This is a genomic window from Pseudomonas sp. SDO5522_S412 (genome assembly GCF_054071215.1).
Map to the genome: position 1 here is coordinate 1 of NZ_JBSVWQ010000164.1, position 12,599 is coordinate 12,599.

The 12,599-nt window shown below is 62.4% G+C and carries 8 protein-coding genes; 6 read left to right on the forward strand and 2 right to left on the reverse strand.

Annotated elements, in window-relative coordinates; all coding sequences use genetic code 11:
• Positions 1–166: 166 nt before the first annotated feature.
• The 4 genes from ACW9I6_RS24380 (at position 167) to ACW9I6_RS24395 (ending at position 3,853) form a co-directional block, all read left to right on the forward strand.
• Positions 167–1,492, forward strand: coding sequence for an APC family permease (locus ACW9I6_RS24380; protein WP_003216451.1), 1,326 nt, complete (start codon positions 167–169; stop codon positions 1,490–1,492).
• A 100-nt stretch (positions 1,493–1,592) separates the two neighbouring features.
• The gene (locus ACW9I6_RS24385) at positions 1,593–1,865 is read left to right on the forward strand and encodes a type B 50S ribosomal protein L31 (RefSeq protein WP_003216453.1); all 273 of its coding nucleotides are present in this window, start codon (positions 1,593–1,595) and stop codon (positions 1,863–1,865) included.
• Between the two features lie 182 nt (positions 1,866–2,047).
• A complete protein-coding gene (locus ACW9I6_RS24390) occupies positions 2,048–3,394 on the forward strand; it encodes an HD domain-containing phosphohydrolase (RefSeq protein ID WP_457339934.1) in 1,347 nt (448 codons plus the stop codon).
• Between the two features lie 48 nt (positions 3,395–3,442).
• The gene (locus tag ACW9I6_RS24395) at positions 3,443–3,853 is read left to right on the forward strand and encodes an NUDIX hydrolase (RefSeq protein WP_457339935.1); all 411 of its coding nucleotides are present in this window, start codon (positions 3,443–3,445) and stop codon (positions 3,851–3,853) included.
• Between the two features lie 113 nt (positions 3,854–3,966).
• Here the strand turns inward: ACW9I6_RS24395 and metR are convergent, their stop codons facing one another.
• Positions 3,967–4,884 (reverse strand): transcriptional regulator MetR, encoded by a 918-nt coding sequence (gene metR, locus ACW9I6_RS24400; protein WP_003216460.1) that lies wholly within the window; start codon positions 4,882–4,884, stop codon positions 3,967–3,969.
• A gap of 96 nt (positions 4,885–4,980) precedes the next feature.
• The gene (locus ACW9I6_RS24405; protein ID WP_457339936.1) at positions 4,981–10,557 is read right to left on the reverse strand and encodes a dermonecrotic toxin domain-containing protein; all 5,577 of its coding nucleotides are present in this window, start codon (positions 10,555–10,557) and stop codon (positions 4,981–4,983) included.
• Between the two features lie 203 nt (positions 10,558–10,760).
• On the opposite strand from ACW9I6_RS24405, the gene ACW9I6_RS24410 reads away from it, so the two are divergent.
• Positions 10,761–11,780, forward strand: a complete 1,020-nt coding sequence (locus tag ACW9I6_RS24410; RefSeq protein ID WP_003216464.1) for an alpha/beta fold hydrolase — start codon at positions 10,761–10,763, stop codon at positions 11,778–11,780.
• A gap of 62 nt (positions 11,781–11,842) precedes the next feature.
• Positions 11,843–12,496, forward strand: coding sequence for a DsbA family oxidoreductase (locus ACW9I6_RS24415; RefSeq protein ID WP_003216466.1), 654 nt, complete (start codon positions 11,843–11,845; stop codon positions 12,494–12,496).
• The last annotated feature ends 103 nt before the right edge of the window (positions 12,497–12,599 follow it).

Genomic DNA, 12,599 nt, shown 5'->3' on the forward strand with positions numbered 1-12,599 from the left:
GCGCTCCCGCTTTTTCTGGGGCCGCTTCGCAGCCCAACGGGGGACAAGCCCCCTCGCCACAGAAGCTGCATTTCACCAAAAAGCTGCTTCAACCATAAAAATTATTGCGTTCGCTGCACCGACTTCAGTTCTGCCATAAATCTAATAATTGCGCGGAGAATCGCTCATGGCTCGTTTGCAACGCACCCTGTCGTTAGGGTCGGTGGTGCTGTTTGGCATCGCCTATATGACACCGATCATTGTCCTGGGCACCTTCGGTATCCTGGCGCAATCCACCGCCGGCATGGTCCCGGCCGCTTACCTGGCCGCCCTGGTGGCGATGTTCTTCACCGCCATGAGCTACGGCCGCATGGCCTCGGCGTTCCCGGTGGCCGGGTCCGCCTACAGCTATGTGCGCAAGGCCATCAGCCCCAAGCTCGGGTTTATCGCCGGTTGGGCGGTGTTGCTCGACTACCTGTTCCTGCCCATGGCCATCTGGCTGATCGGCGCGGCCTACCTGCATTCGGCTTTCCCGGCCGTGCCGCAATGGGTCTGGGTACTGGCGTTTATCGGGGTCACCAGTGTGATCAACATCATCGGCCTGAAACTCGCCAACGGCATCAACGCCTTGCTGATGCTGGTGCAGTTCCTGGTGCTGGTCGCCTTCGTCGCGCTGTGCATCCACTACATCGGCGGTGATGCGAGCAAGCCGCTGTGGACCATCACCCCGTTCTTCAACGGCCAGATGCAAATGCCGTTGATCATGAGCGGCGCGGCGATCGCCTGCTATTCGTTCCTGGGCTTTGACGCGGTCAGCACCCTGACCGAAGAAACCCGCGACCCGCGCCGCACGATTCCCCGGGCGATCATGCTGATCACCCTGATCGGCGGGCTGATCTTCGTCGGTGTGTCGTACTTCGTGCAGATCGCCCACCCATCGTTCGAGTTCACCGACGTGGATTCTGCCGCCTACGAGATTGCCCGCAACATTGGCGGCGACCTGTTTGTGTCGATCTTCCTGATCGGCCTGATCGTCGGCCAGTTCGCCTCGGGGCTGTCGGCGCAGGCCAGCGGTTCGCGGTTGCTGTTTGCGATGGGGCGCGACGGGGTGTTGCCCAAGTCGTTCTTCGGTACCTTGCACGCGCGCTTCGGTACGCCGGTCAACAGCATCCTGCTGTGCGCGGTGGTTGCGTTACTGGCGTTGAGACTGGACGTCACCACCTCCACCTCGTTCATCAACTTCGGTGCGTTCCTGGCTTTCAGCCTGGTGAACCTGTCGGTGATCTTCCACTACTGGATCGGTGCCAAGCAGCGCGGTTTGCGGGAGTTGGTGCTGTTCCTGGTGTTCCCGACCATCGGCCTGGTGGCGGATTTGTGGTTGATGGTCAGCCTTGATCACCTGGCGATTTACCTGGGCCTGAGCTGGTTGGCGATTGGCCTGGTGTACCTGGGGTTCCTGACGCGGGGCTTCTCCCGGCAGCCCCCGGAAATGGACTTCCAGGAAGCCGCATAGAAGCTCGGGGTCTATTCTTATTGCAATCGGTTCTCGTTTGGGTACATCATTTGTGTTACTGTATAACACTTGATGTTCACCCAGACGCCCCGGAGGCCTTATGAAACCTGGTATCCACCCCGACTACCGCACCGTGTTGTTCCATGACACCGCCGCCGACGTTTTCTTCCTGATCGGTTCCACCGTGGAAACCGACCGTACGCAACAACACAGCGACGGCAACACTTACCCCTACGTACTCCTGGACGTGTCCAGTGCCTCGCACCCGGTGTACACCGGCCAACAGCGCAAGACCCAGTCCGAAGGCCGCATCGCCGGCTTCAACAAGCGATTTGCGTCGTTTGGTTCGGCCGGTAAAACCGCCGAGGCGTGATGCACCGCGCGTTACCTCAGGGCTGCTTCATTCAATGAAGTGGCCCTTTTTTATGCCTATCTGACGAAGTGATATCGCAAGGCCATCACTGCAAAGAAAAACCGACTAAACTGCTGGGTAATGGCCAGGAGGCTGTTACCTTGACCGTAGGACACGCACATCGACGCTATACGAGGTGCCCCATGGGAGAGTCAGTGACCTTCGCAAATCCCGACCGCCCGGTGGTGCTGTTGATTGACGCACACCCGGACGTGCTGGACCGCCTGACGCAGTTGCTGCGCCTGGAACCCTTTGAATTATGCAGCGCCACCGACGCCGCTCACGCGCTGGCGATTCTGGCGCAGCAACCCGTCGACCTGGTGATGAGTGCCGCGCGCCTGCCGGACATGGACGGCGCCACCCTGCTTGCGCAGATCCACTATGATTACCCGCACACCGTGCGCATCCTGCTGACCGGTGAAACCGACCTGACGCTGATCATCAAGGCCATCAACGAAGGGCAGATCTACCGCTACCTGAGCAAACCCTGGAAAGACGAAGAACTGCTGCTGGCGTTGCGGCAATCCCTGGCCCATCAACACTCCGAGCGTGAGCGCCTGCGCCTGGAGCAATTGACCCGCCAGCAGAACGACGAACTCAAGCAACTCAACGCCAGCCTGGAAAAACGCGTGGCCTCACGCACCAGCGAGCTGCAGCAAACTGCTGACATGCTCGACCTGGCCTACGAAGAACTCAAACACAGCTACGCCACCGGCACCGAAGTGTTCTCGCTGCTGGCCAACCTGCGCTTGCCCCGAGCCAAGCAAACCAACCGGCAGATCATCGAGCTGGTGCGCACCTGGTGCCACGGCCGCGGCCTGGATGAGGCCAGCAATCGCGACCTGACCATGGCCGCCGCGCTCTACAACATCGGCAAGTTAAGTTGGAGCGACAACATGATGGTCTCTCCCAGCGACCTGCTGCACAGCACCTACCGTGAGCGGTACCGGGCGTATCCGGCCCAGAGCGAATCGTTGCTGATGACCCTGGAACCGATGAAAGACGCGGCACGCTTGATCCGCCATCACCAGGAACGCTGGGACGGCAGCGGCTTTCCCGACCACCTCAAGGGTGAAGCAATACCTGTAGGTTCGCGCCTGTTGAAACTGGCGGTGGACTTCATCGAATTGCAACGCGGCTTGATCCTTGAGCGGCAGATGAACAGCGACGAAGCGCTGCTCTACATCCGCAAATACGCCGGGCGCCTTTACGACCCGGACATGGTCGAGGACTTCATCCAGGCCTGCGCCGCGTTCCTCAGTGACGTGACCCTGGGCGACCCGTCGGTGAAGGTCCTGACCACCCGCGAACTGGCCGAAGGCATGGTGCTGGCGCGCAACCTCAACGCCGACAACGGCATGCTGCTGCTCAACGCCGGCAAGGTGTTGAACCTGCCGCTGGTGGACAAGCTGATTGCGTTCGAGGCCATGGAAGGGGCGAAGTACAGCGTGTTCATCAAGGAGCCGGATGAGGCACTGCTTTCGGGGTGAGACCGGTTCATGGGATCCTTGCGCCTTTGTATTCAAGGCGACCTTTTCATGACCTCCACCATTCGCATCGCCGCCGCCCTGCTGATCGGCAGCGACGGCCAGACCCTGCTGGTACGCAAGCGCGGCACCCAGGCCTTCATGCAGCCGGGCGGCAAGATCGATGCCGGCGAGCAACCCGTAGAGGCTTTGGCCCGTGAGCTGCACGAAGAACTGGGCCTGCGGATTGATCCGGCGGCGGCTGTGTACCTTGGGCAATTCTCGGCGCTGGCGGCGAATGAGCCGGGGTTTGTGGTGCAGGCCGATTTGTTCCAGGTGCACATCGACGTGCCTGTGACACCGGCTGCCGAGATTGAAGAGGTGTGCTGGATCGACCCGGCGGGCGACGGTGGTTTGCAGCTTGCGCCGCTGACCCGGGATTTGATTCTGCCGTTCTATCGCGCCTCGCTGATCCCTGCCTGATCTTGGGGGGGGGGAGTTGGCCCTCGTGGGGTCGCGAGGTGGTCCCGGGGTTTTTGGGGTCGCTTCGCAACCCGGCGGGAGCAAGCTCCCTCGCCACAGGTATCCGCTACAGGTCAGCGAACGGCGCTGACGCCGTCCAGGGTCGAAAACGAGGTGTCCTTGGCCGTCAGCAGAAAATCACGCATGTACGGCGCGTCCAGCATGTCGGCGCGAATCCCGGCGTACAGCGTGGCAAACAAACCTTTCTCCCCCAGCCGCTTGGCCTTCACATACCCCCGGGAGCTGTATTCATGCAGCGCCCAATGGGGCATGCCGCACACGCCGCGACCGCTGGCCACCAACTGCATCATCATCACCGTCAGTTCCGAGGTGCGCACCTGGGCCGGTTCTACATCTGCCGGTTCCAGGAAGCGGGTGAAGATGTCCAGGCGATCCCGTTCCACCGGGTAGGTGATCAGGGTTTCGCTGATCAGGTCTTCGGGCACGATGTACGGCTTGTTCGCCAGCGGGTGCTGGTTGGCCACGGCGAGCATGGCTTCGTAGGTGAACAGCGGTACATAGGTGATGCCCGGCAGCTCCAGCGGGTCCGAGGTCACCACCAGGTCCAGGTCGCCACGGGCCAGGGCCGGCAGCGGCGCGAAGGCGAAGCCGGAGGCCAGGTCCAGCTCGACTTCCGGCCAGGCATCGCGGAACTGGTCGATGGTCGGCATCAACCACTGGAAGCAACTGTGGCACTCGATGGCCATGTGCAAACGCCCGGCCGTGCCGCCGGCCAGGCGCGCGATGTCGCGTTCGGCACCGCGCAGCAAGGGCAGGGTGGCGTCCGCCAGTTGCAGCAGGCGCAGGCCGGCGCTGGTGAAGCGCAGCGGCTTGGTCTTGCGCACGAATAACTGCATGCCCATGCGCTCTTCCAGTTCCTTGAACTGGTGGGAGAGTGCTGATTGCGTCAGGTGAAGGCGCTCAGCGGCCTCCACCAGGCTGTCGGCTTCGCGCAAGGCGTGCAGGGTCTTGAGATGGCGGATTTCGAGCACGGGGTCTCCATGAATATAACTTGTGACAAATTCGGATCGGTTGAGTTTGTCTCATGTTGATAGGCCTGTCGACCGTCGTGCTCAAGTCTCGCCGCCTCACACCCCGGCAAAGTGCCGGGTGGCCAGCGCTCGCCCGATATTGCCGCGCCAGATAGGGTCCACCGCGACCCCGGCTTGCGCCTGGGCGACTTGCCATTGCAGGCCCAGGTTGCGCTGCTCGGGAATCTTCAAGTGGGCCTTGATGAACTCGTCGAACTGCGCCCCGGCCTTGTCGTAATGAAAGTGCGCATACCACAGGGTGGCGGGCGGCGTTTGTGTCAGGTCCTGAATCACGTATTCCTGAAGAAAATCCGCCCGTCCTTTCTTGCCTTCATTGAGGTTGCGGGCCGGTTCGCCCTTGCGAATCTCCACCACCCGTTGTTCGCGAAGGTAGTCCAGATAACCTTCGGTAGGGGTTTTGCTGGCGAGGGTCTGGCGGATTCGCAGGTTGCGGCCCTTGATGGTCAGCTCCGCGGCCTTGGCCCGCAGTTGGCGCACGAGGTCCTCGGTGGGGTCCAGGCGTTCCAGGCGATTGGCCCGCAGGTTCAACTCGGCCGCTTCGCTGACCAGCAGGTGTTCGAGGTCCACCGGCAGCATTTTTTGCTCGGTGTAGGCGATGGCGCGGCTTTCGTACTGCGCGACGTTGTCGAGGCGAGCCCTGGCTTCGCTTACCACGAACGGCTTGACGTTGGACTCCGGCGGCGCGGGTTCCGAGGCAGCACTGTCCTTGAGTCGGGATTTGCCGCCGGGGCCCTTGATCCAGGTCTCGACGCGCCCGCTGGCGCTCTCAACCTGGTAAGTGGTGGCTTGGGTTTGTGGGTCGATGCTCTCGGTGCCCACCAGGGAAATATTGTCCTCGGTGTCGAATACCCGCCGCACGGGTTGCCCGGCCGGTGGGCGGCTTGCCGGCGACTCCTTGATGGCGCGGCGGGCGAGTTCGATCATCTGGTCAATGTCGACGAAAAACGCACTGAGTTGCGCCTGGTCGAAATGCTGCGGGTAACCGAGGTTCCAGGTGCGGATGGTCAGCCGGAATTGTTCATAGGCCTGTATGCAGTCTTCCAGCACCTTGCGCCGCTGTGTGATGTTGGCGCTGGCGTTGGGCAGTTCAAAATGCGAAGCCCATGCCCGGTTGACTTTGGCGTAGCTGTCCCGGGCCTGGGCCCGCAAGTAGAACCAAGACAGCTCGGCAACTTCGGGGTAAGTCTCAAGGGTATCGAAGCGGTGTAAGAATTTCAGGTGCGTGCGGTAGCTGTCATTGAGCGTACGTCGGAATTGCTCCAGCATCGGGCTTAGCCGGGTACGGTGGGCGGCATCGGTAACCTGATCGAACCAGCGGTTGAACTGGGAAAAGTCGGCATCGATCCGGTCCAGGTCACGCAGAATCTCGCTGCTGATCCTTTTACGCTGCCGCAGGATCTCCAGCATGGCGGGAACGATTGCCAAGGTGTCGAAAACCTCGGGGGAGATAGCGGTCATGTTATGGGTTCCAAGCTCCAGGATCCGTGCCTCGATCTGCTTGAAGTGATAGCGCGCCCGGTTCAGGGTGGTCAGGGTCAGGCGCGCCGCATTGCGGCTCATGTCCTCTCTGATCGCGCGCTGGCGGTTGCCGCTGGTAAAGGGCACGAACTCCGTCAGTTCCTGATACTGGCGGCTGTACAGTTCGATGTCCTGCTCGAAGGATCTGCGGATCGCCGGGCCTGCGCTGTCGGTGCGGGCCATCAGTTCTTCGGTTCGGTTAATGGAGAGCGCAATCAGGTCTTCGCGGCTGTTGATACTGTTGGCCAGCGCCTGTTGGCGGCGCAGGGCGCGGTCGGTCCACCAGCGTGGCAAGTAATCACGGATCGACTGGGGCCAGATCGGATCAAGCACTTCGGCCATATGCCCGAGCACGCTGCCGCCACCCGCCAGGCCGCCCTTGAATGCGCTGCCGTAGACGCCGTAGTGAGTGTCCCATTCGCCGTTTTCATCCAGGGCAATCGGCTGCTTGTAGGTTTTGCTGCGGGTCGGGCTCAGGCGCCAGTCCAGGGGATCGCCGGCCAGCTCAACCTGATAGATGCGCCCGCGCCGCACGATGAAGTCGCCTTCGGTATGCCGGTACACATTGCGATAAAAACCGTGGGTCTGCGGTTGCAGCCCGGCCAGCGAGATCACTCCTTCATATTCATAACCGGCGAAACGCTGTGCCGCCCGCCGAGCCTGGGTGACCGAGGGCAGGTGCAGGCTGGCGGCGCTGCTGGCCAGATGGCGCAATTGACGCTGGCGCGTGGCGGCGCGGGCGTTGACCGGCAGGGCTAGGCTGCCCGGCAGAATGTCCATGGCGCAGTCGATCAGCGACAACAGCACCGCCTCGACCTCGGCCAGGCCATGGCCGACGTTCCCGCGCAGGAACGCAGCAGTAGCCAGGTTGGCACTGGACCAGGCGTCATACAACGCGACGACCGAACCCACGAAAGGCACCAGCCCCAGGGCGATTTTCAGGTAGTTGAAGATCAGCCCGGCGCGCAGCGCATTCTGCTCCAGCAACAAGGCCGCGTTGGAGCGCGAGGTCGCGCGATGCGCTTCTATGACGCGGCCCATATGGGCGTTCAGCAAATGGGCGGCCAGCGATGTGGTGGCCGGCCACGGGGTTCCGACGGCAAAGACCGGATCAAAATTCCGTTGCTGGGCCTGAGCGATCCGGGCGAGGTGGGCGGCGGTGTCGCCCTTGATGGCCAGGCCGGCCAGGTAGGCGCTCATGCCGCTGACCAGGCTGAGGTCGTAGAGCGCCTTGCGGGCCAGTTCCAGGCTCGCGTAGCGCCGCAGGTCCTGGTTGTCCGGGCTGTTCGGCAGGTACAGCAGGGTCAGGCCGGAGACTTGTTCCTGAATAAACGTGACCCCTGACAGGGTGGTCGGACCGAAGTCGGTATCTTCACCGCCCGCACTCAGCGTGGCCGGCAACAGCACGATTTTCTTGTCTTCCACCTGCCAGGCATCCGCGTTGTCGGCGTCGATGGCGATGTTCAGCAGCCGCAGATCGTTGTCGTCGAATCGCCCCAGGGCCCGGGCGCGTTTGCCCTGCAGCATGAGCATCAGGCGCAGCGGCTCGGTCAGGCATTCGCGACGGTGCTGCGTGGTGAAAGGCGCCGCCGCGGGATCACCGAGGAAGGTGCGGGTGATCAAGCTTTCGTAGGCTCCGGCGAGGTCCAGCTCCTTGACCAGGGTCTTCAGGTATTCCAGGGACAGGCCGGTGGTCAGCCGGGTGGTTTCAGGGGCATTGGGGCCGGAGACATCGAGCTTCATGTAGGTCAGGCGCTGGGCCAGCGTCGGGTCGATGTTTTGCTGGGCCAGTTGCAACAATGACAGGGTGCTGCGGCGGGTACTGGGCACCGTCACATACTTGAACGGTGTACCCGGGCCCGCGTATTCGGACAGGTATTCGCGCTCCTGGCTGACCGTATCGGGCAGGTCCAGTTGCACCGACCAGGTGTGTTCAAGCTGGAAGTCTTCGCGCAGGCGTTGGTCCAGGCGGCGCTGGCCGAAGTCGTCGAAGGGTTCCAGCTCGCGCTCGAGCAGTCGCTGCGAGCGATGCAGGGCGCTGATCTGCGCGTGTATCAGGTGCTTGAGCGCCAGGCGTTCATCTGCCGGCAACTGGCTCAACTCCCCAGGCAGTGCCCCGGCCAGGGTGCTGCTGCGTTGTTGCTCGAGCAGTTGTCCATACGCCAGTTCCCGCGCCGGGCACACCGGGGTTTGCAGGGTAAACAGGGTTTGCTCTTTGAGTCTGTCCAGGCCTTCGGTTCGCTCCTGGCCGAACGGAGGCACCGGGAAGAGGGAGATCAGCGCATACGCCTGTTGTTCGCTGGCGTACAGCTGCTGTTGCAACGAGTATTCAATCGGGTCGCCGGTGAGCAGCGACAATTGCAGGGTGACGTCCTGCGCTTCGCTCGACAGCTTGAACAGCGAGTGTTCCAGGGCTTGGCGGGATTCGAAACGCTGCAGGCCCCCTGCATTGCCGGGCCAGTACAGCAACAGGCTGTGGGGCGCCGAAGAGGTCAGCGCGCTGGTCTGGGTGATGAGCAACAGGCCTGTCAGTTCCTCGGAACCTTCCCTTGGGTCACGGCTGGAGAGGATCAGGCGGGTCACCGCGACAGCCGGGCGGCGTTCCGGGGCCGCGGGGTGTTCCGTGACGGCCAGGAGCAGGCCGTGTTCTTCATCGCTGATTTGCTGGAGCGCATGCTGGATGGCGCCCTCGGCGCGCAGGGCGGCGAGCCGCGCCTGGTAGAGCGCGTCATAGTCCGGATTGGGTTTTTGCCGCAGCTCAAGTTGATCGAGGGCAGCTTTTTTGGCCAGCAGGCCGCTGGCGGCATCATTGCCGGCCTGCTCTGCGTCTTTCAGCGCTTGCATCAAACCCTTCAACTGCACCAGCCGGGCGGTTTGCTCAGGGCCATCGCCCAGGAAGCGTTCCAGTGCGCTGCGTTGCAGCCTGATCGCGGCCCAGCGCTGGCCCAGGGCAATGTCGGCGCTGAGGTGGCCGAAGGGCAAGGCAGGAGGCAGGTCGTCAGCGTCCGGGCCGGGCGTAGCTGCCGGTTGATGCGGTGCGATAAGCATCGGGATTTCCCGGCGCTGGCTGTCCAGGCGGTCGGCATCATCCAGGGCATGGCTGGCGTAACGGGCCAGGTCACTGCCATTGCGATGACGGTTGCGCAGGCTTTCCAGCTGAGCCGCGTGCAGGTGCGACAGCAGGTCCAGAATGCCGTGCTCCAGGGGTTCGGTGCGCGAGCTGTATTCGACGGTGACAGCGTCAGCCGCGACGTCCGGCGGGATCAGTTGCTGATGCGCTGCGACCAGCCACTGTTCCATGTCGCGGCGTTGGCTGAAGACCATCACGCCGGGTTGCCGGCAGGGCAGGTACAGGGTTTGTGTCAACAGCGGCTCCTGGCCCACGGAGATGACCCAGGCGCCAGCCAATTTGACCTTGCTCTGGTCGGGCAGCAGCAACGCCAGCTGGCAGGTCTCGACGGGGCGTACGCCATTGGGGGTGGTGACCGGGTTGAGCACTGTCTGCAACGAGATCAGTTGTTGGGCACCCAGCCTTCCCTGGGCATAGGCCGATTGCCCGCAGGCCTCGAAATGCTGGCAGTACAGTTGTGCCGCCCGCTCGCGACGGGACAACGGCGTACCCGGCGCCCGGGTACTCCAATAGTTTTCCCAGCGGGCGCTGAGCAGTTTCCCCAGGCCCAGTGCCTGGAGCCGCTTGAGCAATTGCACGGGCGTGAGGGCTGACAGGCGGTGGGACGCCAGGCCGACCACGGTGCTGCGGGCATCCAGGGTGGGGGAGATGTCTGGAAACTGGCAGATAAAGCCCCAGGCATCCGCCAGGCTGACGAAGTGCTCGTCGTGATCTTCGGTCTTGAGAAAACCCAGGCCGACCGGTGTGGCGCCCAGTTGCCAATGCTCTGTGAGCAGTTGTTCGATGGAGTCGCGCACGCCGGGTGCCTGGGCAATCAGTTGATGCAGCTCCTGTTGGCTGTCGCGCCAGCGCGCTGAGGCTTGCAGGGACAGGCTCTGGTCCTGGAGGCGGGCCTGGCCTGGAAGCGACGGTGAGGCGAAGTCGCTCAGGGTGGCAGACGGGGGAAGTAGGGTGAGGTCACTCATGATGGTGTGTTCATGCTCTGGTGAGACCGGGCTTGCCGGTGAATGCACCATTAAAGAGGCGGGGCCAGGGCGTGAGGTGATAGATAGATACGCGGATGACCGTTGGGCGCCCTTCATCAAACTGTCACTGAACTGTGGCAGCGCGCTTGTACAAAGTTCATCAGACTCGCGCTCTACTGGGGTTCTGCGTTTCGGTGTTTTTCATGCGCGTGTTGTTTTTCATGGCCGCTCTGTTATTCGGCCTGCCGTCCTTTGCGGCTTCTCGATGTGATGTGAATGTCCCGACTGAACGGGTTGATCTGGAACAGGTGAGCCTGGCCTACCAGAGCATTGGTCGTGCCTCCGACCCGGCCTTGCTGCTGGTGATGGGCCTGGGCGGGCAGTTGATCCACTGGCCGGACGAAGTGGTGGTGGCCCTGTGTGAGCAGGGCTTTCGGGTGATTCGTTATGACAACCGTGATGTGGGGCTGTCCACCTGGCGCCAGGCACCGGCCAGCGCCAACCTGACCTTCGAAGTGCTGCGCTACAAGCTCGGTCTGCCGGTGGCGGCGCCCTACACCCTGACCGACATGGCGGACGACGCACTGGGCTTGATGGACGGCTTGCACATCCAGCAATTCCACGTGCTGGGCGCGAGCATGGGCGGCATGATCGCCCAGCACCTGGCGGCCATGGCGCCGCAACGGGTGGAAAGCCTGACGCTGATCATGACCAGCTCCGGCGCCGAAGGCCTGCCGGCACCGAGTGCGGCGCTGGTGCAACTGTTGTCGCGCCGCAGCGCGCCCAATCGTGAAGTGGCCCTGGAACAACAGGCCGACCTGCTGGCGGCGCTGGGCAGTCCTTATGTGAAGGATGACCGCAAGGTGCTGTTGCAGCAGGCGGCGCAGTCGTACGACCGGGCGTTCAACCCTGACGGTGTGAAGCGCCAGATCATGGCGATCCTTGCCGAACCGAGCCGGGTGCCGTTGCTCAATCAACTGCGGGTGCCGACGCTGGTGGTGCATGGCACGGCCGATCCGTTGTTGCCGGTGATGCATGGGGTGCACCTGGCGGCGCATATCCAGGGCAGCCAGTTGCGGCTGATTCCGGGGCTGGCCCATCGTTTCCAGGAGGCGTTCAAGGCGCCGTTGCTGGCGGCGGTCTTGCCCTACTTGCAAGAGCATCGGCAGGATGCGGCGCATTGGGCGCAGATCGACCCGGTGGTGCCTGCGAAGGTTTTGTAAGGGTTTGACGGGGTGTATCGTGGGACCTTTCCGGCGTTTAATGCCAGCGAGGTTGCCTAGTCATGAGTACTCCCCTGAAAATCGATTTCGTCAGCGACGTGTCGTGTCCCTGGTGCATCATTGGCCTGCGTGGCTTGACCGAGGCCCTGGACCAACTGGGTCCGGAGGTGCAGGCCGAGATTCATTTCCAGCCGTTTGAGCTGAACCCCAACATGGCTGCCGAAGGGCAGAACATTACCGAGCACATCACTGAAAAGTACGGTTCCACGGCTGAGCAGTCCCAGGCTAACCGGGCGCGGATTCGTGATATGGGTGCGGAGTTGGGTTTTGCGTTTCGTACTGATGGGCAGAGTCGTATCTACAACACGTTTGATGCCCATCGCCTGTTGCATTGGGCGGGGCTTGAGGGGTTGCAGTACAACCTCAAGGAAGCATTGTTCAAGGCGTATTTCACTGACCAGCAGGATCCGTCTGATCACGGGACGTTGGCGGGGATTGCCGAGGGTGTTGGGCTGGACCGTGTGCGGGCAGAGGAAATTCTGGCTTCGGACGAATATGCCGCCGAGGTGCGGGAGCAGGAGCAGTTGTGGGTGTCTCGCGGGGTGACTTCTGTGCCTACCATCGTGTTCAACGATCAGTACGCGGTGAGTGGTGGGCAGCCGGCTGAGGCGTTTGTCGGGGCGATTCGGCAGATTATCAGTGAGGCCAAGGGCTGAATGGGGGCTGTCAGATAAAAATCAAAAGCAGCCGACCTGAGTGTTAGAAGCAAAAGCAGAGCCGCTTTATGTGGGAGCGGGCTTGCTCGCGAAAAACCTGAGG

What these genes read in the sequence shown, in the direction of transcription:
- ACW9I6_RS24390 (WP_457339934.1), top strand. Translation starts at nt 2,048, where the DNA reads ATGGGAGAGTCAGTGACCTTCGCAAATCCCGACCGCCCGGTGGTGCTG.
- ACW9I6_RS24385 (WP_003216453.1), top strand. Translation starts at nt 1,593, where the DNA reads ATGAAACCTGGTATCCACCCCGACTACCGCACCGTGTTGTTCCATGAC.
- ACW9I6_RS24395 (WP_457339935.1), top strand. Translation starts at nt 3,443, where the DNA reads ATGACCTCCACCATTCGCATCGCCGCCGCCCTGCTGATCGGCAGCGAC.
- ACW9I6_RS24380 (WP_003216451.1), top strand. Translation starts at nt 167, where the DNA reads ATGGCTCGTTTGCAACGCACCCTGTCGTTAGGGTCGGTGGTGCTGTTT.
- ACW9I6_RS24405 (WP_457339936.1), bottom strand. Translation starts at nt 10,557, where the DNA reads ATGAGTGACCTCACCCTACTTCCCCCGTCTGCCACCCTGAGCGACTTC.
- ACW9I6_RS24410 (WP_003216464.1), top strand. Translation starts at nt 10,761, where the DNA reads ATGCGCGTGTTGTTTTTCATGGCCGCTCTGTTATTCGGCCTGCCGTCC.
- ACW9I6_RS24415 (WP_003216466.1), top strand. Translation starts at nt 11,843, where the DNA reads ATGAGTACTCCCCTGAAAATCGATTTCGTCAGCGACGTGTCGTGTCCC.